We start from the raw sequence: 20,684 nt of genomic DNA, 5'->3' as shown, positions 1-20,684 counted from the left end.
AAATTCAAAAGAAAATTGCCCACGGGAGCACCTACCCACCCCAAATTTGTTTAATAATAGGTATAGCGTCTAACCTTTGCAATGTACTTGGCCAATCTAATCACTTGATGCGAATAGCCATATTCGTTATCATACCATATATATAGTACCACACTTTTCCCATCCCCAGAAACCAAGGTGGCCTGGCTATCATAGATGGATGGGGCAGAGGCACCGACAATATCTGAGGACACCAATTCATTGCTCAGGGAATATTTGATTTGCTCCACCAAATCCCCTTCCAGCGCATACTTTTTCAATATGGTATTCAAACTTTCCTTGGAGGTCTTGTTCTTGACCTCAAGATGTAGGATGGCCAAGGAACCATTGGGCACGGGCACACGAATGGCGTTGGAAGTCAGTTTGCCTTTTAAGGAAGGTAAGGCTTTGGCAACGGCAGCACCTGCTCCAGTTTCGGTAATCACCATGTTTAAGGCAGCGGCACGACCCCTACGGTACTTTTTGTGCATATTATCAACCAAGTTTTGGTCGTTGGTATAGGCGTGGATGGTCTCCAAATGTCCTTTTTTGATACCGAGGGAATCCTCTATGACCTTTAAGACTGGAGTAATGGCATTGGTGGTACAGGAAGCTGCGGAATAAATTTTTGTTTTTTCAGGGTCAAATTCTGAATGATTCACACCATGTACAATGTTGGGAACCTCTTTACCTGGCGCAGTAAGCAAAACTCGACTGGCGCCTTTGGCTTCCAAATGTCTGGCGAGGGCTTCTTTATCCCTAAAGGCCCCTGTGTTGTCTATAATCAAGGCATTGAAGATTCCGTGCTTGGTATAGTCAATGGATTCTGGTTTGTCTGCGCTTATGAACTTGACCGTGGTTCCGTTTACGATCAAGGCATCATTGGCAGCATCCACATCCACAGTGCCCATAAATTGTCCGTGGACGGAATCTGTTTTCAATAAGGCCGCACGCTTTTCCAAAATTTCATGGGACAATTCCCCTCTTACCACAACAGCTCTTAGTCTTAATTGGCTACCTCTTCCGGTCTTTGCCATAAGCTCTCTTGCAACTAACCTACCAATTCGCCCAAAACCATAAAGTACTACATCTTTGGGTTTGATTTCCTTTGAAGCCTGCGCATCCTTGAGTTTTTCCAGCACAAATGCTTTTACATTAAGGTGGGTATTATCATCAGAATGGAATTCATAGGTTAATTTTCCAATATCCAATTTAGCCGGGGGAAGGTTGATATCGTTAATGGCCCGAAGAATTTCCACGGAATCAAAAATGGAAATGGGTTTTTGGACAAATTCACCTGCATACTCATGCAGGTTGATGATGTCACTTACATTCTTGTCTATGATTTGGTTTTTAAAAAGCACCACTTCAATGGCCTTGTCATACCAAAGATCACTGATGATTTTGATGAATTCTGTGGTGGCTTTTCTCCGATCGGCTTGGAATGCAAGCTCTTTTTCGTAAGACTTGATATCTCCCATAGGATTTAGTTGCGTTAGCGATTTAAGTTTGCGGCAAAATTATATATTTCAAACGTTTTCGTAAAAGGTTTTGACAATAAAAAAGCACCCGTCAAGGGTGCTTTTCCAAGTCTTCAAAGAAAAGCGATTATTGCAAAATTAATCGCTCTTTTTCTCCTTTTTCGTTGATCATAGTGAAGCTTGTGCGACCATATCTTGAGATTTCCCCAAAATGTTCACGCGCATCATCTATGTTGGTAATTTCGTTATCATCCACTGCAATGATGACCTTGTTTTTCAAATCATACCTTCCATAACCTTCAGGTACATCAATAATCTTGACACCTTTTTTAACTCCAAAAGTCTTTTTGTCCTCATCCGAGAGGTTCTTTACCATAAATCCGGTGGTAGGCAAAATGACGGTTTGCTGTTTTTTCAAGGTAACTTTCTTGGTCAATTTATTGCCATCCCTGTCCACAACAACATCCACAGTGTCCCCTGGTCTTTTGGAAGATAAATATCCAGTGAGTTCAGAGAATTTGCGAACTAGAATATTGTCCACTTGTTTAATAACATCGCCTTCCCGCAAACCGGCTTCCTCGGCACCTGAATCTTCTGAAACCTGGGAGATATACACGCCTTCAATTTCATCCAAGCCCAATTCCATTGCTGCTTGCGAATTGACGTTGGCCGCAGAAATCCCCAATAGACCACGTTGTACATTTCCAAATTCCATGATGTCCTCCACAACTTTCTTTGCAATATTACTTGGCACCGCAAAGGCATATCCCACATAGGAGCCCGTTTGGGAGGTAATAGCGGTATTAATTCCAATAAGATCGCCATTGGTATTTACCAAGGCACCACCACTGTTTCCTGGATTTACGGCCGCGTCGGTTTGGATAAAACTTTGGTTTCTTCCCAAAGAACGGGCCTTGGCACTAACAATACCGGCAGTAACTGTAGAGGTAAGGCTAAACGGATTACCTACAGCAAGTACCCATTCCCCAACTCGGGAATTGTCCGAGTCCCCGAAGGCCAAATAAGGTAGGGGGCGGTCTACATCAATCTTTAAAAGAGCGATGTCCGTGTTGGAATCGGCACCTATAACCTCAGCTTCATACGTTTTCTTACTATTTAAGGTCACTTCCAATTGGCTAGCATTGGCAATTACATGGTTATTGGTAACAATGAAACCATCTGGCGAAATGATGACCCCAGAACCTGTCCCGATTTGTGGAGTCTGCTGACGTTCAAATCCGTAAAAGAAATCAGATAAACTATTGGAACCCTTACTGGTGCTCAAGTTTTTTACGTGTACCACGGCATTGACCGTCTTTTCTGCGGCTATGGTGAAATCCACTTCGTTAATACCGGCACCTTTGGCCGAGGTGGATAGGGTACTGGTACTTAGCACTGGGACATTTTGATCTGCCTGCACCCATTTATAGTTGTCTTCTTCAAAAAATAATTTATATGCTCCCAAAGTAATGGCACCTGCAAAGAGGCTTACCAGGAATAATCCGGCTATTCTTTTCATAATTCAGTAAAAATTTAACATTTAGCTTCAACAAAATTAAATGAATCCTATAATGGCTTTGTCGGTTTAACTCGGTTTTAACTACAAAAAATTCCTTAAAGAATACCCTATATTTGTTCCTTTGCAGAGAATTATGCAACTGGATTTTTACAAATACCAAGGAACGGGGAACGATTTTGTTGTTATCGACAATCGCCAGGAGGTTTTTCCCAAAAATAATACCAAAATCATTACGCAACTGTGCGATCGCCGATTTGGGGTAGGTGCGGACGGACTTATTTTGCTGGAAAATGATAATGCGTCCGATTTTTACATGGATTACTACAATTCGGATGGGAGTCAAAGCATGTGCGGGAATGGGGGTAGATGTGCGGTGGCGTTTGCGCGGATTCTGGGGATAATTGATGAACAAACCACTTTCAAAGCCATTGATGGACTTCATACAGCGACGATAAAGGGAGACATTGTTACCCTAAAAATGCACGATGTGGAAGAAGTTCGCCAAAAGGATGCTTATAGCTTTTTGGATACCGGCTCTCCTCATCACGTGCAACTGGTCAATGAACTGGAAAAATTCAATGTAACCAAAGAAGGAGCTAAACTAAGATATGGACTCTATGGCAAGGCTGGAAGCAACATCAATTTTGTGGAACAAGCTGATTCCAACACCTTTGGGGTTCGTACGTATGAAAGAGGGGTAGAAGACGAGACGCTTTCATGTGGTACCGGGGTGACTGCCGTGGCCATTGCCATGCACAAAACAGGGAAAACCGCATCAAACGAAGTAAATATCAAGACCCCAGGCGGAGACTTGACCATAAGTTTTGACCAGCAAAATGGTTCTTACACAGATGTCTATCTCCAGGGACCTGCCCAAATGGTATTCAATGGTAAAGTATCATGGTGAAGTTGGACGGCAAACATATTTATCTAAGAGCTTTGGAACCCAAAGATTTGGATTTCCTGTACCAATTGGAAAACGATACCTCCATTTGGGAAATCAGTGGTACGCTAAAGCCCTATTCCAAAAAAGTGCTTCGGCTGTATTTGGATAACGCCCATAGGGACATTTTTGAGGTAAAGCAATTGCGTCTATGCATCTGCACGCTGGATGACCAATGTGTAGGTTTAATTGATTTATTCGATTTTGACCCCAAGAACAAACGGGCGGGCATGGGAATTGTAATTGCCAAAGCTGAGGACAGGAATAAAGGTTGGGGAGCAGAGGCTATCGAAATCCTTTGCAATTATGCCTTTACCATGTTGGACCTTCACCAACTTTATGCCAATATTTTGGAGGAAAATAAACCAAGTATACATTTGTTCGAGAAGTTGGGATTTGACCAAATTGGGGTTAAAAAGGAATGGATTAGAACCAGCAAAGGGTTCAAGAATGAACTGATGTTCCAAAAAATCAATGTCAATGCATCTTAAAAGAGTGCTCTGGGCGGCGGCCATTCTAGGCCTGGTAGTTTGTGGTTTTATTGCGTACCAAATTTACAGCGCCATTTTTAGTCCCAATACCCAATTCAACAATAAGGAGGCTTTTGTATACATTGCTTCTGATGCCAACCTAGAGGATGTTAGAAAAAATTTGGAACCCCTGGTAAAAGATTGGTCCAGTTTTGAGGCGGTTGCAGACCGGAAGGGATATTCTTCCAACATAAAAGGAGGCAAGTACATCATTAAAAAGGGGATGAGCAACAATGACATGATCAACACCCTTAGAAGCCAAAACATTCCGGTAAGGGTGTCCTTCAATAATCAAGAATCTGTGGCAGCTTTGGCGGGAAGGGTCGCTGAACAAATAGAAGCAGATAGTTTATCCTTATTGAAAGCTTTTGATAACACCCAGTTTTTGGAAGAATCCGGTTTTGATGAGGATACCAAATTGGCCATGTATCTACCCAATACCTATGAGTTCTTTTGGAATACCAGTGCCGATGGATTTCGGGATAGAATGCACAAAGAATTTAAAAAGTTTTGGACCGAAGACCGATTGGAGAAAGCCAAAAAGCAAAATTTGACACCTGCTGAGGCCATTTCCTTGGCAGCCGTAGTGCAGAAAGAAACAGTGAAATCTGACGAGCGCCCAAGAGTGGCAGGCGTATACCTAAATCGAATTAAAAAAGGCATATTGCTCCAGGCGGATCCAACGGTGATTTTTGCCATCAAAAAAGAGACGGGAAATTATGATACCATTATAAAAAGAGTCTTGTATCGGGATTTGGAGATTGAATCCCCATATAATACCTATAAAAATGCTGGAGTACCTCCTGGTCCCATTACCATGCCCGATATAACTTCCATAGAAGCCGTTTTGAATCCCGAAAAACACAACTATCTATATTTTGTGGCGGATGTTTCAAACTTTGGTTACCATATGTTCGCCGAAACTTTGGCGCAACACAACCGAAATAAGGTGCAATACATCCGTTGGCTCAATCAGCAAAATGTCCGCAGATAATACCCTTTACCGTTAATTTTCAGCCTTTTAACGTTATTTGGGCCACAATTAAGAAATTCTTATGAGCTTTATTATTGTTAAAATGAAGTCTCCCCCTATATTTGCCGGCCAAATTTAATTTCATAGCAATTAAGCTTTGAATCATTAAATATGTGAATTATGAAAAGATGGATTGGTTTTATACTGCATCTTGCCATGATTGTGATTTTAACGAGTTTTGTCTCGTATACCACTCCTAAAAAAGTGGACTACAAGATTCCTAATTCGTTGAAAACAAGAATCAATGTGGAGACCCTAGTGCTCGAGGAGCCTTTGGAAATCCAGGAAGACGACCTAGTGACCCCTCCTTTTTTGGGGAATGCTTACAATGGTTTTAAGGAAGCCTTGGCATTTAAGGAGTCGCAAGGAAGATATGACGTTATTAATACTTTGGGGTATCTTGGAAAATACCAGTTTGGAGTAGGAACACTTAAATTATTGGGTGTCAATGATTCCAGAAACTTTCTGAATGACCCTGTATTGCAAGAAAAGGTTTTTGAAACTAATGTTGCTAGGAACAAATGGATACTTAGACGGTACATAAAATTGTACAACGGGAAACGAATCCGGGGTACGGTTATCACCGAATCAGGTATTTTGGCCGCGGCCCATTTAGCTGGAGCCGGAAACGTAAAAAAATACCTGAGATCCTATGGGAAGAATGATGTTGCGGACGCTTATGGAAGTAGCATTTCTTATTATATGAGAAAATTCTCAGGATTTGACATCTGTTCCATTGAGCAAAAAAGAAATGCGAAAATTTAATTAAGTTTTTGAAGTAAGTAATATGGCCCAAGGTGTAACCTTGGGCTTTTTTTATGCCTGAATAATAAAGATAGTGGGCCTTTTATTCAGGTCTATATCTATTTCGCTCCATTCATGGATACTTTTGGTCTGAATGAATTCCGTGGGGAAGGTTATGTCTGTTGCAATACAAAGTCGGGTTTGCTTTTGTAAGGTTTTAGTAAGCTCAAGCAGCAATTTTCCATTTCGGTACGGAGTCTCCATAAAAATTTGGGATTGCCCAGTATCCTTGGACAAGCGTTCCAATTGTTTTAGTTTCGATTTTCTTTCGGGGGTATCGATGGGTAAATATCCATTAAAAGCAAAGCTCTGACCATTCATCCCGCTACTCATCATGGCCATTAAAATGGAAGAAGGTCCCACCAACGGAACCACTTGAATGCGTCTTTCATGGGCCACTTTGATTACCGCGGCACCTGGGTCGGCAATACCTGGACAACCCGCCTCAGACAAGATTCCAATATTATGACCACTGATACAGGGATCCAAATATGATGGAATTACCGTAGGATCCGTGTATTTGTTTAGCGTTTCAATATGCAAACTGGGTTGAGGCTTGTTAGGGCTTATTTTCTTAATAAAGCGCCGGGCCGTCTTTTCATTTTCAACCACATAGTGGTTTACGTTTTCAATGGTGCGTTTAATGGAAATGGGTAGCACCTCCAATGGCGCATTGTCTCCCAAGGTGGTTGGAATTAAATAGACTTTACCTAAAACAAGGCCAGGTTTGCTTTCTTCCATCCGATCAACTTATTTTTTGGGCGATGACCTCACAGGCCATATCAACCATTTGATATACATTTTCAAAACCGTCAGGGCCGCCATAGTAGGGGTCTGGAACTTCATTGAAACCCAAATCAATTTCGTCTAAAAGCAACTTTACTTTCTTTTCTTCTGCCTTGTCGTTGGCTAGTCGCAAAACGTTGGAAAAATTACTTAAATCCATAACATAAATTACATCAAACTCCTGAAAATCATCTGCAGAAAATTTGCGACACTTTTGATGGCTGATATCAATTCCATGCTTTTGTGCCACAGCTATGGAACGTTCATCTGGGGCATTGCCTACATGATATCCGGCAGTTCCTGCAGAATCCACAAAAACAGCAGCTTCATCCGTTTTGGAACGCAATATACCTTCGGCCAATGGTGACCTGCAAATGTTGCCCAAGCAGACCATCAACACCTTGGTTTTCATTAAGTTAAAGGATTAGGAAAATTTCTTGTTCAGGTCTTCGATGTACTTTCTGAACTGCTTATCGGTTTCGGCCAGATTATCTACCGTCTTGCACGCATGTAATACTGTGGCATGGTCTCGCTTCCCTATTTGGGAACCAATACTGGCCAATGAGGCTTTAGTGAACTTTTTGGCAAAGAACATGGCCAATTGTCTGGCTTGTACAATATGGCGTTTTCTAGTTTTGGATTGAAGGGTTGCCACATCCATTTCAAAATAATCGGACACCACTTTTTGGATGTAATCGATGGAAACTTCCCGCTTGGTGTTCTTGACAAACTTCTCAACAACCTGTTGGGCCAACTCCAAGGTCACTTCTCGTTTGTTGAAGGACGATTGCGCAATCAACGAAATGATGGCACCTTCCAATTCCCGGATGTTGGTTTTGATGTTCTTGGCCACATGATCTATAATGTCCTCCGGCATTTCAACCCCATCTCTGTACAGCTTGTTCTTTAAAATGGATACCCGGGTCTCGTAATCCGGACTCTGCAATTCGGCAGAAAGCCCCCATTTGAATCGGGACAACAAACGTTGTTCAATGTCCTGCATGTCTACAGGAGCTTTGTCTGATGTTAGGATGACCTGCTTACCATTTTGATGCAGGTGGTTGAAAATATGGAAGAACACGTCCTGCGTACCGGATTTCCCAGAAAGGAACTGCACGTCATCAATGATCAACACATCTATCAGCTGATAAAAGTGGATGAAATCGTTTCGAGTGTTCTTTTTTACGGATTCAATATATTGTTGCGTAAACTTTTCCGCGGAAATGTAGAGTACGGTCTTTTCTGGATATTTATCCTTGATTTCTACTCCAATGGCATGCGCCAAGTGGGTCTTTCCCAAGCCAACCCCACCAAAAACCAATAGGGGGTTAAAGGAAGTTCCTCCTGGTTTGTTGGCCACCGCCATACCTGCAGATCTAGCCAAGCGATTGGAATCTCCTTCCAGAAAATTTTCAAAATTGTAATTGGGATTGAGTTGCGACTCAATCTTAATATTGCGAATACCGGGAATCACAAATGGATTTTTTAGCTCTGGACTTTTGGAGGTAATGGGCACATCCAATTCCTGGGGCCCCACAGCAGTCCGGTTTGCGCTTGGAATTTGTTCTGTAAACGGTTCCTTGTTACCGTACTTATTTTCCATTTTAATAATGTAGATAAGTTTGGCATTGTTTCCGAGCTCCTTGGTCAAGGCTACTTTCAAAAGCTTTACGTAATGCTCTTCCAACCATTCATAGAAAAATTTACTTGGAACTTGAATGCTTAAGGCACTATCTGTTAACTTGATAGGCTTAATAGGTTCAAACCATGTTTTGAATGCCTGCGGTTGGATATTATCCTGGATAAAAGCCAAACAATTGTTCCACACGGAATTTGCAGTAACACTCATAAAAGTTTTTCCTTAGTTTAATGGTTAGCTTTAAAGCTTTAGGTCAAAGCATCAAAGGGTTTCAGGATGCTCGTTGGATGCGACAAATATGTGAACAAAACTTTGAAAAAAAAAATGATTTTACCATTGAATATTTTGTTTTTTTTTCGCATGTTTCCCTAACGTAAACCGAGTCTCTAAATATATAATTTTTCAGTTAAAATATGCGGATAAATTCATTTTCTTTTCGCGTTCGTTATGCAGAAACGGACCAGATGGGTATTGTTCACCATGCAAGCTATGTTCCCTATTTGGAGATGGGGAGAATAGAGTGGTTGAGGGCGATGGACATCTCTTATAGGGCCATGGAGGAAAATGGAATCATACTCCCTGTAATTTCCCTACAGATCAATTACAAAAAATCTGCGCTCTATGATGATATGCTTACCGTGGAAACCCGCCTGAAGCAACTTCCCATGGTCCGGATTGAATTTGAATATAAGATTTACAATGATAAACGGGAGTTATTGGCCGAGGCCAACACGGTGCTGGCATTCATGGATCAAAGCAAAAACAGACCCATAAAGTGTCCAGACTTCATTTTGGATAAGTTGAAAGCTTAGTCCAGTTTTTTCACTTTTATTTGATGCAGTTGCTGAAAAGTTCCAAGAACATCCTCAGCTTCTTTTTTTCGAACCGCAACTACTAAGGCACAATCCATTTCCATTTTTTGGGATTTGATTTCCAGATTTTTTTGTTTAATGGTTCGCATGACCACATCCATATAGGGATAATCGAACTTAAGTTGAAAATGCTGTTTCACAATCTTTTCAATAATTGTTGCATTTTCAAGGGTCATTTGAGCAGCAGTGCGATAAGCTTGAATTAAACCGCCCACGCCCAATTTGGTTCCCCCAAAAATTCGAACAACAGCTACCAATACATTGGTGACCTCAAATGATTGAATTTGCCCATAAATGGGCATTCCAGCCGAGTTATTGGGCTCTCCATCATCATTGGCCCTATAGGTAAGCTGATTGGTTCCGAGTTGCCAGGCGTAGCACACATGGTTGGCCGTGGGGTATTTTTTTCTCAATGTTTCCACAATGGGCTTAACCTCAGATTCGGTAGCAATGGGAAAGGCATATCCAAAGAATTTACTTTTCCTGTCCTTATAAAGTATTTCAGGTGCGGGACCATCCAAGGTTCTGTAACTGTCCACTTCCATCAGAACAAGGCTACTAAAACAATACTTAGAACGGCCAAGGCTATACCACCCCAGTTTTTGATACTCAATCGTTCCTGGAACATTAAAATACCGAGCAAGGTACACAGCATAACCACGGCCACATTGTTAATGGTAAAAATGGCAGCGCTGCTAAAATTCTCGTTCTGTAATGCTCTGAGCAAAAAGAAAATAGAAAAGTAATTGGGGACACCGAGTATTATTCCACCCAATACATTTCTAACATTAATCTTGATTGTTTCCCTAGTGGCTTTATACCCAATGAAGACAAATCCGGAAAGTGCGGCAAATCCAAAGACCATGGCTGAAAAGATGGCAACCTCTCTGGAATCCAGATGCCGTTCCTCAAAATACTTCATGCTAGCATCTATGATTCCAGATCCCAAGAATACCAAGAGGGGTAGGACCAAGGCTTTTTTGGAAATTACCAGCGAATTTTCCTTGATGGAGGTAAAATAGACGGCAGCTAAGGCCAATAATATCCCTAGACCCTGAAAAAGGGATAGCTTTTCGTTATACAGGATCATCCCGACCACCACAGGAATAACCAAGGACATTTTGGTGGCCACGGATGCCACGGTGACCCCTGCCACTTGTGATGCTCTCGCCATTAGATTAAAAATGAGGATAAAAAAGACCCCCATACCCATTGCTCCCAGAAACCAAGACGATTGTGTTATGGATGAAAAGTTGATAGTTCCGTCGTAGAGGAGCAGGCCCACAGTACAGGCCACCACATAATTGATCACAATAGCGTAAGGGGTCTGTACCTTATAGGTATCAAATAATTTGAACACCACAAAAATGGTGCTGGTACAAAGAATGCTAAACAGCAGATCTAACATTACAGGTGTTGTTTTAGTTGGGTGATATCCTCTATGCCCACTTGCAGGTTCCAGACTTGGATACCCAAGGAAGCTGCGGTATCTGTATTTTCCTTGGTATCATCCACGAACAGCGTTTCCCCTGGAATAAGGGTATTGGCCTGCAGTACAAATTCAAAAATTTCAGCATCCGGTTTGCGCATGCCCATTTCGTAGGAGAGGTAGAAAACTTCAAAGGAACCTTCAAAGCGATTAAACTTTTCCTTTCCCAGCCGTTCGCGCACAAACTCGATGTGAAGGTCATTGGTATTGCTCAAAAGGAATAATCGATATTGGTTTTCCTTGGCGAGGTTTTCTACAAATTCCAGTCGGCTATCTGGAAAATCCTTTAGGATGGCGTTCCAAGCATTGATTAAATAGTCCTCGGGAGCAGCGGGAAAATGGGAGGCGACTTGCTTCAGAAAGGAAGGGGAATTCATCTCTCCTTTTTCATAGGAGTTAAATAGGTTTTCTAAATCCGGGGTAAGTTCCCTAAAACCATATTTTTCCATGGCCCTTGCTGTGGCGGGTTTGTCCAAATCGATAAAAATGTCTCCAAAATCGAGAATAATGTTTTTAATCATGCTGAAGTATTGAAAGGGTGTCGGAAATTATTTTTTCGGAATGGATAAGCTTTCCGGATATCTCTGGCGCTAAAATTCCGGAATCAAATTTTGAAGCTCCTTTAAAAATACGGGCCTCATCCCAAAGTCCCTCATCAATAAAAGTCTGGAGAGTTCTTGTTCCTCCTTCAACAAGCAAACTGGATATGGAATGTTTATGTAAAAGATTACAAATTTGATTTGCTACAGGTTTAGTGAAATCCAGTAGTTCATAGGTAATACCATCCAAATATTTGGAGCTGTCCTGCTCGGCAGTCAATAATATGGTATCAACACTATTATCCAAAACATGAAAATGGGATGGAATCTTCAACGATTGATCCAAAACAATGCGAATTGGACTTTTGCCTTCCCATGTCCTCACATTTAGTTTCGGATTGTCATCCAAAACGGTCTGCGTTCCCACCAAAATGGCCTGTTCTTCACTTCTCCATTGATGGACCAACTGTTTAGAGTAGGTGTTGGTAATCCAAAAGGGTTCAGGGCTGTCATTTCTCCTTGCTTTATCAGGAGCAATAAACCGATCCTGTGTTTCAGCCCATTTTAATATGATATACGGTCTTCGTTTCTCTTGAAAAGTCAAAAACCGTTTATGGTGTTCACGGCATTCGCGTTCCAATACCCCAACAGTTACCTGGCATCCCGCATCCCGTAATTTATTAATCCCGGCTCCTGCTACCTTGTCGTGTGGGTCTTGTAAACCAATGACCACCAAGGGGATTTCCGATTCAATAATTAAATCAGCGCAGGGTGGGGTCTTTCCAAAGTGGGAACAAGGTTCCAAAGTAACATAAATCGTGGATTGCTTTAGTAGTTCTTTGTTAAGGACAGCACTAATGGCATTCACTTCGGCGTGAGGTCCGCCATAAGGACTCGTGTAGCCTTCCCCAATAATTTTATCATCGTGAACAACTACACTTCCAACCATGGGATTGGGAGCTGTGGTCCCAAGACCTTTTTTGCCCAATTCCATGCAACGCAACATGTATTTTTCGTGTATATTCACCGGACAAAAATAGAATAATAAAACACAATATGGGCGAGGTGGTAATTCGGGAAATTGAACCTGGGGACAACGCTGCTGTGGCAAAGGTTGTGAGACAAGTTTTGGTGGATTTGGGAGTGCCCAAAGTGGGTACTGCTTATGCTGATAAAGCTTTAGATGATATGTATGGAACCTACGATGTTCCAAAGGCTACTTATTTTGTTGCCGAAGAAGATGGCCGCGTTATTGGATGCGCAGGGGTTGCCCAGTTGGAAAATTTTGAAGGGAACGTTTGTGAGCTGCAGAAAATGTACTTTTTGGAAGAAGCTAGAGGCAAGGGTCTAGGAGCCAAAATGATTGACGTTTGTTTAGCAAAAGCAAAGGAGTATGGATTTGAAGCCTGCTACTTGGAGACTATGCCGTATATGAAAGCGGCTCAAAAGTTATATCAAAAAAACGGCTTCCATTACATTGATGCCCCCATGGGTAATACGGGTCATTATTCTTGTCCTGTTTGGATGCTTAAAGAAATATAAGTTGCTGCTCAAAAACATCAAAGACATTTTTCATAAAGAGCTGGATGAGATTTATCCTGCTGAGGAAGTGGACTCCTTTTTTTATCGATGTATAGAACATTATTTGCACTTGGAGCGATTTGCTTTGGTTCTTCAACCCGATTTGGTTTTGACGAAGGAGGAGGAAACGCCATTGTTTGGAGCTTTAAGCAAATTGAAATTGAAGGAACCCTTGCAGTACATTCTGGGGACTGCCCATATTATGGATTTGGATTTCAAAGTCAATGAACATGTATTGATTCCCAGACCGGAGACCGAAGAGCTAGTGGAGTGGGTTATTTCCGAAGTTCAAAAACAAACATCAGACACCGGACATCAGACACCAGACATCAAGATTTTGGACATTGGAACAGGAAGCGGCTGCATTGCCATTGCACTGGCCAAAAAGTTACCTAATGCCAAAGTATATGCCTTAGATGTGTCTGAACAAGCACTGAAAGTGGCCAAGGAAAACGCAAAATTAAATGAGGTGGATATAACGTTCATCCAACAAGATATCTTAAACCTCGAACTTGAACTTGAACTTGAACTTGAACTTGAGTTTGATATGATTGTATCCAATCCACCTTACGTAAGGGAATTGGAAAAAGAACAAATGAGTGACAATGTGAAAAAGTACGAACCACATCTGGCTCTGTTTGTTGAAGATGAAGACCCTTTACTTTTTTATAAGGCCATTATGCAATTTGCTATTTCGCATCTAGACAAAAAAGGAACGCTCTATTTTGAAATCAACCAATATTTGGGCAAGGAGACCCAGGCCCTTTTAGAAGCCCATAATTTTTCGGAAATTGAGCTTCGAAAGGACATCTTCGGAAATGACAGAATGCTTAAATGCCAACTAAATTAATATGGACAGTATTGCTGTATTTTGTGGAAGTAGTACCGGGAATGATTCCAGTGTGGTTAAGACTGCCTTTAAGTTAGGAGAAATTTTGGCCAGTCAACAAATCCAGTTGGTATATGGTGGAGCAAAAGTTGGGTTGATGGGCCAGGTAGCTGACGGAGCTTTGGGCAAAAATGGAAAAGTGATTGGGGTAATACCGGATTTTCTGAAGTGCAAGGAGGTGTTTCATCCCCAAATTACGGAATTGATCGTTGTGGAAACCATGCATCAAAGAAAGGTGAAAATGCATGAACTCTCGGATGGTTTCATTGCACTTCCTGGAGGTTATGGCACCTTGGAAGAACTTTTCGAAATCATTACTTGGGGCCAACTCGGGTTACATCAAAAACCCATAGGAATTCTAAATTGCAATAACTTTTTTGATTCCATGCTGCAATTTTTGGACACCATGGTCACCCAAGGATTTTTAAAGCAGGAAAACAGGGAGATGTTATTGGTGCATACGACTGCGGAAGGACTTCTGGAGCAAATGAGGAACTACACACCAGTGATGACTCCCAAATGGATTGAAAAAGAACAAACGTAAATGAGCATCCAAGAAAAAATAACAACCCTTAGGGAAGAACTGCGCGGACACAACTACAATTATTATGTGTTGGACGAGCCCACCATTTCGGATTACGAGTTTGATATCAAACTAAAGGAACTCCAAAAGCTGGAAGAAGCCCATCCAGAGTTCCATGACCCAACTTCGCCAACCCTTCGGGTAGGTGGAGAGGTGACCAAGAATTTTGAGACTATTCAGCATGAACATCGCATGTATTCCTTGGACAATTCCTATTCCAAAGAAGATTTGGAGGACTGGGAAAAGCGAATCCAGCGTATTTTGGGGGATGTTGATGTGGAGTTTACCTGTGAGCTTAAATATGACGGGGCTTCCATCAGTCTAACCTATGAAGATGGACTGTTGGTGCGTGCTGTAACAAGAGGCGATGGCTTTCAAGGCGATGATGTCACTACCAATATAAAGACTATTAAATCGGTTCCCTTGCAACTCAAAGGGGACTATCCCCCCAAATTTGATATCCGCGGAGAGATCATCCTTACTTTGGATGGCTTCGCCCAAATGAACAAGGAACGTGTTGAAGCAGGGGAGGACCCTTATATGAATCCTAGAAATACAGCTTCAGGAAGTCTCAAACTTCAAGACAGTGCTTTGGTTGCGCAACGTCCGTTGGAGTGTTTGTTGTATAGCATTGTTGGGAAAAACGTGGACATCAGCACCCAGTTTGAGGTGTTGGAAAAAGCCCGAGCCTGGGGCTTTAAAGTACCAACGGTTGCCAAATTGCGCAAGACCACGGATGAGGTAATGCAGTTTGTAGAGCATTGGGATGAAAAACGGCATAACTTGCCCTACGAAACAGACGGGGTGGTCATCAAGGTAAATAGTCTGCGCCATCAGGAGGAATTGGGCTATACTGCCAAGGCTCCGCGTTGGGCCATGGCCTACAAGTTTAAGGCGGAGCAAGTGTCTACCGTATTGAATGAAATCACCTATCAGGTGGGCAGAACAGGGGCTATTACCCCGGTGGCCAATTTAGAACCTGTACTGTTGGCAGGAACTACCGTGAAAAGGGCATCGCTCCACAATGCGGACCAAATTGAAAAATTGGACATCCGCGAAGGCGATACCGTTTTTGTGGAAAAGGGAGGAGAGATTATTCCCAAGATCATTGCTGTTGATTTTACCAAACGCCCAGCTGACTCTACCCCAACTATCTATATCCAAAATTGTCCCGAATGTGAAACCCCTTTGGTTCGAAAAGAAGGGGAGGCCCAGCACTTTTGTCCCAACGATACCGGTTGCCCAACACAGATTACAGGACGCATCCAACATTTCATTTCCCGAAAGGCTATGGATATTGAAGGGCTTGGCGGTGAAACCGTAGAGCTTCTCTTTAAGGAGGGACTCATTGCCAACTATGCCGACCTCTATGTTCTGACCAAGGAGCAGATAATGCCGCTGGAGCGCATGGCGGAAAAATCTGCGGAAAACCTGGTGAATGGAGTGGCAGCTTCCAAGAGCATTCCGTTTGAGCGTGTTTTGTTTGCTTTGGGTATACGATATGTAGGAGAGACCGTGGCCAAAAAATTAGCCAAGGCCTATAAAAATATAGATGCATTAATGGTGGCTTCGGAAGAAGAACTGGTAGCTGTAGATGAGATTGGTGGAAGAATTGCTGAAAGTGTTGTACAGTTCTTTGGGAATCCTGATAATGTGGCAATCGTGGACCGGCTTAAAGCCTATGGATTACAATTCTCACTGTCCGAAGAGCAACTGGAAAATCAATCTGAAAAATTAAAAGGACAGACCTTTGTGGTTTCCGGGGTATTTGAATCCCTTGGTAGAACTGAGCTTAAAAAACTGATTGAGGACAATGGCGGCAAAGTGGCATCGTCAATTTCCTCCAAAACCAGCTTTTTAGTGGCTGGAGCCAATATGGGACCAAGCAAAAAGACCAAAGCCGAAAACTTAGGGGTTCCCATTATCTCCGAGCAAGATTTTTTGTCCAAATTGGATTAGGGTATGAACTATCAAGACTTTCTGCAAACTTTAGGTGAGACAAAACCGCCTGAGGACTGGCCTTTGGCCCTACGGGCACTTTGGTTTGATGCCAAAGGCGATTGGGAGAGTTCCCATAACATCGCCCAGGACCTGCATACCCAAATGGGGAGTTGGATTCACGCCTACCTCCACCGTAAAGAAGGAGACGATTGGAATGCCGGCTATTGGTACAGACAAGCGGGCAAGCCTTTCCCTGAACACGATTTGGGAGCGGAATTGCAAGAATTAGTGGAGCATGCACTTCATTGAGGTTCTCATTTCGTTTGCACCACTCCAATTGATAACACATCCCTGATTTCAGCATGCTGAAATCCTTCCCTTCTCAAGAAGGGAGCTCATCTTTCCCCTCTCGAGAGGGGCTAGGGGTGTGTTCCATCCCATTTCCCATAAAAATTTGTCAACCCAAAACCTCCATCCGTCAATTGAAAACGGGTCTCCGTCAATTGGCCCCTAATAATAAGGTGTCCATTTCCCATTTTTGTTGGATAAACTTTAAAATTCCAAAAAATGAAATTGCAGAACCTGTTTTTGATGCTATTGGCCACGGCTGTTTTATTCTCTTGTAAAAAGGACGATGGCACTGAGGAGCCCAATACTATTCCGGAAATTGATGATCAAACGACTTCTGTATCTGAAGGCATGGGAGCTGGCACTTCCTTTTATACCGTTACCGCGGAAGATGAAGATGGTGACACTCTTACTTTTTCCATTTCAGAAAATGACAATGACCTGTTTACCATCTCTATTGCCGGACAGCTAAGTGTGGCCGATGGGCAAAGCCTGGATGCTTCCAATAGCCCGCATAGTATTACCGTAAGTGTTACTGATCAAAAGGATACTTCGAGTGCGACTGTTACCATTAATGTAACCGATGAGGTAGAAGTAACTAATCAAGCACCAGTTATGGAGAACCAGGAGTTCTCTGTTGATGAAGATGTTGCGGACGATTTTTCGATCGCCACAGTGATTGCCGCCGATGAGGACAGCGAAACCTTAACGTTTTCCATCACGACCAATAGTGATGACCTATTTGCCATTACGGAAGACGGTATTCTTAGTATAACCGATGCAACAGAACTTGATGCTTGGGAGGATGAGTTCCATGAAATCGTAGTAAGTGTATCTGATGATGAAAACACGGTGGATGCCACGATTACAATTAATGTGAATGATACATCATCTTTTATTACCACCTGGAAAACGGATACGGCAGGCGAGACAATAAGTTTTGGAGACCTTCAAGATGAATTTTACGAGTGCAATATTATATGGGGTGATGAAAATGATGATTCCTATGATACCTATGGTGGGACTACTCCCCCAAGTCATGTTTATGAGGCAGCGGGCACTTATACTGTAAAGATAAGATATGGATTTTCTCGATTGCTCATGGACAACAACCCTTCGGCAACCAAACTTTTGAGCATAGATCAATGGGGAGCTATTGAATGGCAAAGTTTTGAAAGAGCGTTTGAAGGTTGCTCAAATATGGTCTACAATGCAACAGATGCCCCAGATTTGACAGGAGTTGCGGACATGTCCCATATGTTTGATGACGCAACCCTTTTTAATGGGGATATAAGCGATTGGGATGTAAGTAGCGTTAGCGATATGGAATGGATGTTTGATCAAGCTGTTAATTTCAATGCTGATATCAGTGATTGGACAGTAAGTGGGGTTACAAAAATGAGTGGAATGTTTTCTGGGGCGTCTGAATTCAATCAAGACTTAAGTGACTGGGATTTTAGTCAGGTAACGGATATGAGTTTGATGTTTAACGGTGCTACCTTGTTTAATCAATATTTAGGCAGTTGGGACATCAGTGCTGTTAATCTTATGTCAAATATGTTGGACAACTCTGGATTATCTCCGGAAAACTATGATGCCACTTTAACAGGCTGGGCCAACAATGCCAACACTCCTAACAATGTTACTTTTGGGGCAAGCGGTGTTTACTACTGTAACGGAGGAATGGCAAGAGCAACTTTGGAAGGTAAGGGTTGGACAATTGATGATGAGGGCCTTGATCCTATTTGTGATTAACTATTTCCAAAAAAATCAACATTGAACCATATTGAAACACCGGAAACTTAACTTCCGGTGTTTTTTGTTTTTCCCTTGCTACCGCTTGATTACATCTAGTGGTCTAGCATGCAAGAATAGAAGATATGCTAAGAAGAACAAAGTCCTAATTTTTGACACATCCCTGATTTCAGCATACTGAAATCCTCACCCTCTCAAGAAAGGAGCACATTTCTCCCCTCTGGAGAGGGGTTAGTGGCGTGTTGTTCTCGATACATCCCGAATGAAGTTCGGGACACTCGAACTGACGAAAAGCTAGATGTTAAACGGAAATACTCACCCCGTTCCCAGAAACATTTTTCTCGGAATCAAAATAGAAATCTATACGGCCCAAGTTAAGCCCATAGGCACCTACTTGGTTTACTAATACGGAATTGCCATTTAAGTTGGTGCGTACTTCGGGTTTATCCAAAAAAGTATGGGTATGTCCACCAATGATTAATTGGGTATGGTAGGTGCGTTGCGCCAACCGAATATCAGAAGGTCGCTGTGGATTTTCATAGTCGTATCCCAAATGGGAAAGGCATACAATCAAATCGCATTTTTCTTCTTCCTTCAGCTTTCGCTCCATGTCCAAAGCTATCTCATAAGGCTCTAGGTAGACGGTTTCTTTGTATAGGCGTTTGGTCACCAAACCATCCAGGGCAATGCCCAAACCATAAACCCCAATTTTAATCCCATCCAACATATATGTCTTATAAGGCTTTGTAAAACTGTCCAAAACCGTGTTGGAGAAGTCATAGTTAGCGGAAAGCAAATCAAAAGTGCCGTTCGGAATCTGCGCCAAAAGCCCATCTACCCCATTGTCAAAATCATGGTTGCCTATGGTGGCGGCATCATACTTGAGCTTGCTCATCAGTTTAAACTCCAATTCCCCACCATAAAAATTAAAGTAGGGCGTACCTTGAAAAATATCCCCGGCATCAAAAAGGAGGGTATTGGGATTTTCATTTCTTATTTGTTCCACCAAAGTGGCCCTACGGGCCACGCCACCCAAATTGGGGTATCGGCTATCCGAGCTGGGGAAAGGGTCAATATGGCTGTGTACATCGTTGGTATGCAAAATGGTGACGTGTTTTCGGCCAATTGAAGAACAGGAGTTCAAGCCCAAACCTCCCAGACCTACCAAAGTGGAGGCAGCTACCGTTTGCGATAAAAATTTTCTTCGTTCCATTTACTTTAATTGAATAAATCGGTCATCCACTTGGGCGGTTACGGTATCTATCTTTTTCAAATGGTCAATAATGGCATTTCTAACCAGATAACCCGTATCATGTACAGAAACCATATCACTGAAAAAACCAATACTGGGTCCACCCTGCACCAAATAGTCCGAGGTGGCCACATGGTAGTTTTTATTTTCGTCAAAAGGACTTCCATTGATGTTCACGGATTCCAGGTGCCCGGTATTGTCCAAAACAATCTGCATCCCTGCGATGGCGTGTATGCGGGAGGAATTGATCAAAAAACCGATCAGTTTTCGCAGGGCTGTACCATCCAGTTCCACAACCGAAATGTAATTTTCAAAGGGCATTACTTCAAAAGCATGTCTGGCACTAACGTTCCCTGCGGATATTATGGAGCGAATACCGCCACGATTCATGATAACAAAGTCCAGTTCTTTCCCGGTTTGTTTCAGGAAAAGGGGAGCGGTCTCTTCCAAAAGTACATCGGCCATAAAATTGCCCATGGAAGTATTGCGGGGGCCATCGTCCAAGTTAATATCTTCGGGAGCAAAGGCCAAGGTGCTGTCCAAAACCTCGTTGATTCGGTTTCTGAACGGAGCTACAAAGGATGCAATGGAATCTACTGGAGCAAGAATACTGTCTATGGATACTTGTTTTCCATCAATTTTGGAGAGCTGCGGTTTTCCTTGCTTGCAGGAAGCCAAAGTA

At 42.4% G+C, this 20,684-nt stretch carries 22 protein-coding genes; 11 read left to right on the top strand and 11 right to left on the bottom strand.

Features of this window, described 5'->3' with window-relative positions:
• Nucleotides 1–50: 50 nt before the first annotated feature.
• Entirely contained in the window at nt 51–1,499 is a 1,449-nt protein-coding gene (locus tag FGG15_RS04640) for a glyceraldehyde-3-phosphate dehydrogenase (RefSeq protein WP_138833693.1), read from the bottom strand.
• Between the two features lie 127 nt (nt 1,500–1,626).
• The gene (locus tag FGG15_RS04635; protein WP_138833691.1) at nt 1,627–3,018 is read right to left on the bottom strand and encodes a trypsin-like peptidase domain-containing protein; all 1,392 of its coding nucleotides are present in this window, start codon (nt 3,016–3,018) and stop codon (nt 1,627–1,629) included.
• Between the two features lie 133 nt (nt 3,019–3,151).
• On the opposite strand from FGG15_RS04635, the gene dapF reads away from it, so the two are divergent.
• The 4 genes from dapF (at nt 3,152) to FGG15_RS04615 (ending at nt 6,289) form a co-directional block, all read left to right on the top strand.
• Complete coding sequence (dapF, locus tag FGG15_RS04630) at nt 3,152–3,925, top strand: diaminopimelate epimerase (protein ID WP_138835392.1); 774 nt, start codon at nt 3,152–3,154, stop codon at nt 3,923–3,925.
• Nucleotides 3,919–4,452: a GNAT family N-acetyltransferase gene (locus tag FGG15_RS04625; protein WP_138833689.1), complete on the top strand. Its 534-nt coding sequence runs from the start codon at nt 3,919–3,921 to the stop codon at nt 4,450–4,452. The genes dapF and FGG15_RS04625 overlap by 7 nt, the downstream gene beginning before the upstream one ends.
• Complete coding sequence (gene mltG, locus FGG15_RS04620) at nt 4,442–5,485, top strand: endolytic transglycosylase MltG (RefSeq protein WP_138833687.1); 1,044 nt, start codon at nt 4,442–4,444, stop codon at nt 5,483–5,485. Before FGG15_RS04625 ends, mltG begins: the two co-directional genes overlap by 11 nt.
• A 159-nt stretch (nt 5,486–5,644) precedes the next feature.
• Complete coding sequence (locus tag FGG15_RS04615) at nt 5,645–6,289, top strand: hypothetical protein (protein WP_138833685.1); 645 nt, start codon at nt 5,645–5,647, stop codon at nt 6,287–6,289.
• 51 nt (nt 6,290–6,340) lie between these two features.
• On the opposite strand, the gene FGG15_RS04610 is transcribed toward FGG15_RS04615, so the two are convergent.
• Genes FGG15_RS04610 through dnaA form a run of 3 tightly spaced genes read right to left on the bottom strand, consistent with a single transcriptional unit; the run spans nt 6,341 to nt 8,963 of the window.
• Nucleotides 6,341–7,069: an SAM-dependent methyltransferase gene (locus FGG15_RS04610; RefSeq protein ID WP_138833682.1), complete on the bottom strand. Its 729-nt coding sequence runs from the start codon at nt 7,067–7,069 to the stop codon at nt 6,341–6,343.
• Between the two features lie 4 nt (nt 7,070–7,073).
• Nucleotides 7,074–7,526 carry a low molecular weight protein-tyrosine-phosphatase gene (locus FGG15_RS04605; protein WP_138833680.1) on the bottom strand — a complete coding sequence of 151 codons (453 nt, stop codon included), beginning with the start codon at nt 7,524–7,526 and terminating at the stop codon, nt 7,074–7,076.
• A 12-nt stretch (nt 7,527–7,538) separates the two neighbouring features.
• Nucleotides 7,539–8,963, bottom strand: coding sequence for a chromosomal replication initiator protein DnaA (gene dnaA, locus FGG15_RS04600; protein WP_138833678.1), 1,425 nt, complete (start codon nt 8,961–8,963; stop codon nt 7,539–7,541).
• A 203-nt stretch (nt 8,964–9,166) separates the two neighbouring features.
• On the opposite strand from dnaA, the gene FGG15_RS04595 reads away from it, so the two are divergent.
• Nucleotides 9,167–9,565, top strand: coding sequence for an acyl-CoA thioesterase (locus FGG15_RS04595; protein WP_138833676.1), 399 nt, complete (start codon nt 9,167–9,169; stop codon nt 9,563–9,565).
• Here the strand turns inward: FGG15_RS04595 and FGG15_RS04590 are convergent.
• From FGG15_RS04590 to ribD, 4 genes are read right to left on the bottom strand one after another with little or no spacing between them, the layout of a single operon-like run.
• Nucleotides 9,562–10,170, bottom strand: coding sequence for an IMPACT family protein (locus tag FGG15_RS04590; RefSeq protein ID WP_138833674.1), 609 nt, complete (start codon nt 10,168–10,170; stop codon nt 9,562–9,564). The genes FGG15_RS04595 and FGG15_RS04590 overlap by 4 nt on opposite strands.
• Nucleotides 10,170–11,033 (bottom strand): DMT family transporter, encoded by an 864-nt coding sequence (locus tag FGG15_RS04585; protein WP_138833672.1) that lies wholly within the window; start codon nt 11,031–11,033, stop codon nt 10,170–10,172. The genes FGG15_RS04590 and FGG15_RS04585 overlap by 1 nt, the downstream gene beginning before the upstream one ends.
• Nucleotides 11,033–11,635 carry an HAD family hydrolase gene (locus FGG15_RS04580; RefSeq protein ID WP_138833670.1) on the bottom strand — a complete coding sequence of 201 codons (603 nt, stop codon included), beginning with the start codon at nt 11,633–11,635 and terminating at the stop codon, nt 11,033–11,035. Before FGG15_RS04580 ends, FGG15_RS04585 begins: the two co-directional genes overlap by 1 nt.
• On the bottom strand, nt 11,628–12,680 hold the full coding sequence (gene ribD / locus FGG15_RS04575) for a bifunctional diaminohydroxyphosphoribosylaminopyrimidine deaminase/5-amino-6-(5-phosphoribosylamino)uracil reductase RibD (RefSeq protein WP_138833667.1): 1,053 nt from the start codon (nt 12,678–12,680) through the stop codon (nt 11,628–11,630). Before ribD ends, FGG15_RS04580 begins: the two co-directional genes overlap by 8 nt.
• Before the next feature lie 29 nt (nt 12,681–12,709).
• On the opposite strand from ribD, the gene FGG15_RS04570 reads away from it, so the two are divergent.
• From FGG15_RS04570 to FGG15_RS04545, 6 genes are all read left to right on the top strand, one after another.
• Complete coding sequence (locus tag FGG15_RS04570; protein WP_138833665.1) at nt 12,710–13,195, top strand: GNAT family N-acetyltransferase; 486 nt, start codon at nt 12,710–12,712, stop codon at nt 13,193–13,195.
• Between the two features lies 1 nt (nt 13,196).
• A complete protein-coding gene (gene prmC / locus FGG15_RS04565; RefSeq protein WP_138833663.1) occupies nt 13,197–14,084 on the top strand; it encodes a peptide chain release factor N(5)-glutamine methyltransferase in 888 nt (295 codons plus the stop codon).
• Between the two features lies 1 nt (nt 14,085).
• A complete protein-coding gene (locus FGG15_RS04560) occupies nt 14,086–14,667 on the top strand; it encodes an LOG family protein (RefSeq protein WP_138833661.1) in 582 nt (193 codons plus the stop codon).
• The gene (gene ligA, locus FGG15_RS04555; protein ID WP_138833659.1) at nt 14,668–16,665 is read left to right on the top strand and encodes an NAD-dependent DNA ligase LigA; all 1,998 of its coding nucleotides are present in this window, start codon (nt 14,668–14,670) and stop codon (nt 16,663–16,665) included.
• 3 nt (nt 16,666–16,668) lie between these two features.
• Complete coding sequence (locus FGG15_RS04550; protein WP_138833657.1) at nt 16,669–16,956, top strand: hypothetical protein; 288 nt, start codon at nt 16,669–16,671, stop codon at nt 16,954–16,956.
• Between the two features lie 258 nt (nt 16,957–17,214).
• Nucleotides 17,215–18,750, top strand: coding sequence for a BspA family leucine-rich repeat surface protein (locus FGG15_RS04545; protein ID WP_138833656.1), 1,536 nt, complete (start codon nt 17,215–17,217; stop codon nt 18,748–18,750).
• Nucleotides 18,751–19,051: 301 nt separating this feature from the next.
• Here the strand turns inward: FGG15_RS04545 and FGG15_RS04540 are convergent, their stop codons facing one another.
• Together FGG15_RS04540 and FGG15_RS04535 are read right to left on the bottom strand one after the other, a co-directional pair.
• A complete protein-coding gene (locus tag FGG15_RS04540; RefSeq protein WP_138833654.1) occupies nt 19,052–19,963 on the bottom strand; it encodes a metallophosphatase in 912 nt (303 codons plus the stop codon).
• Nucleotides 19,964–20,680, bottom strand: a complete 717-nt coding sequence (locus FGG15_RS04535; protein ID WP_237561746.1) for a 5'-nucleotidase C-terminal domain-containing protein — start codon at nt 20,678–20,680, stop codon at nt 19,964–19,966.
• Nucleotides 20,681–20,684 lie beyond the last annotated feature (4 nt).

Origin of the sequence: Flagellimonas algicola (assembly GCF_005937185.1) — a bacterium.
GTDB classification, from domain to species: Bacteria; Bacteroidota; Bacteroidia; order Flavobacteriales; family Flavobacteriaceae; genus Flagellimonas; species Flagellimonas algicola.
The sequence above is the reverse complement of the archived record's forward strand: the minus strand, read 5'-3'. Positions and strand labels throughout refer to the sequence as shown.

What these genes read in the sequence shown, in the direction of transcription:
- FGG15_RS04640 (WP_138833693.1), bottom strand. Translation starts at nt 1,499, where the DNA reads ATGGGAGATATCAAGTCTTACGAAAAAGAGCTTGCATTCCAAGCCGAT.
- FGG15_RS04635 (WP_138833691.1), bottom strand. Translation starts at nt 3,018, where the DNA reads ATGAAAAGAATAGCCGGATTATTCCTGGTAAGCCTCTTTGCAGGTGCC.
- dapF (WP_138835392.1), top strand. Translation starts at nt 3,152, where the DNA reads ATGCAACTGGATTTTTACAAATACCAAGGAACGGGGAACGATTTTGTT.
- FGG15_RS04625 (WP_138833689.1), top strand. Translation starts at nt 3,919, where the DNA reads ATGGTGAAGTTGGACGGCAAACATATTTATCTAAGAGCTTTGGAACCC.
- mltG (WP_138833687.1), top strand. Translation starts at nt 4,442, where the DNA reads ATGCATCTTAAAAGAGTGCTCTGGGCGGCGGCCATTCTAGGCCTGGTA.
- FGG15_RS04615 (WP_138833685.1), top strand. Translation starts at nt 5,645, where the DNA reads ATGAAAAGATGGATTGGTTTTATACTGCATCTTGCCATGATTGTGATT.
- FGG15_RS04610 (WP_138833682.1), bottom strand. Translation starts at nt 7,069, where the DNA reads ATGGAAGAAAGCAAACCTGGCCTTGTTTTAGGTAAAGTCTATTTAATT.
- FGG15_RS04605 (WP_138833680.1), bottom strand. Translation starts at nt 7,526, where the DNA reads ATGAAAACCAAGGTGTTGATGGTCTGCTTGGGCAACATTTGCAGGTCA.
- dnaA (WP_138833678.1), bottom strand. Translation starts at nt 8,963, where the DNA reads ATGAGTGTTACTGCAAATTCCGTGTGGAACAATTGTTTGGCTTTTATC.
- FGG15_RS04595 (WP_138833676.1), top strand. Translation starts at nt 9,167, where the DNA reads ATGCGGATAAATTCATTTTCTTTTCGCGTTCGTTATGCAGAAACGGAC.
- FGG15_RS04590 (WP_138833674.1), bottom strand. Translation starts at nt 10,170, where the DNA reads ATGGAAGTGGACAGTTACAGAACCTTGGATGGTCCCGCACCTGAAATA.
- FGG15_RS04585 (WP_138833672.1), bottom strand. Translation starts at nt 11,033, where the DNA reads ATGTTAGATCTGCTGTTTAGCATTCTTTGTACCAGCACCATTTTTGTG.
- FGG15_RS04580 (WP_138833670.1), bottom strand. Translation starts at nt 11,635, where the DNA reads ATGATTAAAAACATTATTCTCGATTTTGGAGACATTTTTATCGATTTG.
- FGG15_RS04570 (WP_138833665.1), top strand. Translation starts at nt 12,710, where the DNA reads ATGGGCGAGGTGGTAATTCGGGAAATTGAACCTGGGGACAACGCTGCT.
- FGG15_RS04560 (WP_138833661.1), top strand. Translation starts at nt 14,086, where the DNA reads ATGGACAGTATTGCTGTATTTTGTGGAAGTAGTACCGGGAATGATTCC.
- ligA (WP_138833659.1), top strand. Translation starts at nt 14,668, where the DNA reads ATGAGCATCCAAGAAAAAATAACAACCCTTAGGGAAGAACTGCGCGGA.
- FGG15_RS04550 (WP_138833657.1), top strand. Translation starts at nt 16,669, where the DNA reads ATGAACTATCAAGACTTTCTGCAAACTTTAGGTGAGACAAAACCGCCT.
- FGG15_RS04545 (WP_138833656.1), top strand. Translation starts at nt 17,215, where the DNA reads ATGAAATTGCAGAACCTGTTTTTGATGCTATTGGCCACGGCTGTTTTA.
- FGG15_RS04540 (WP_138833654.1), bottom strand. Translation starts at nt 19,963, where the DNA reads ATGGAACGAAGAAAATTTTTATCGCAAACGGTAGCTGCCTCCACTTTG.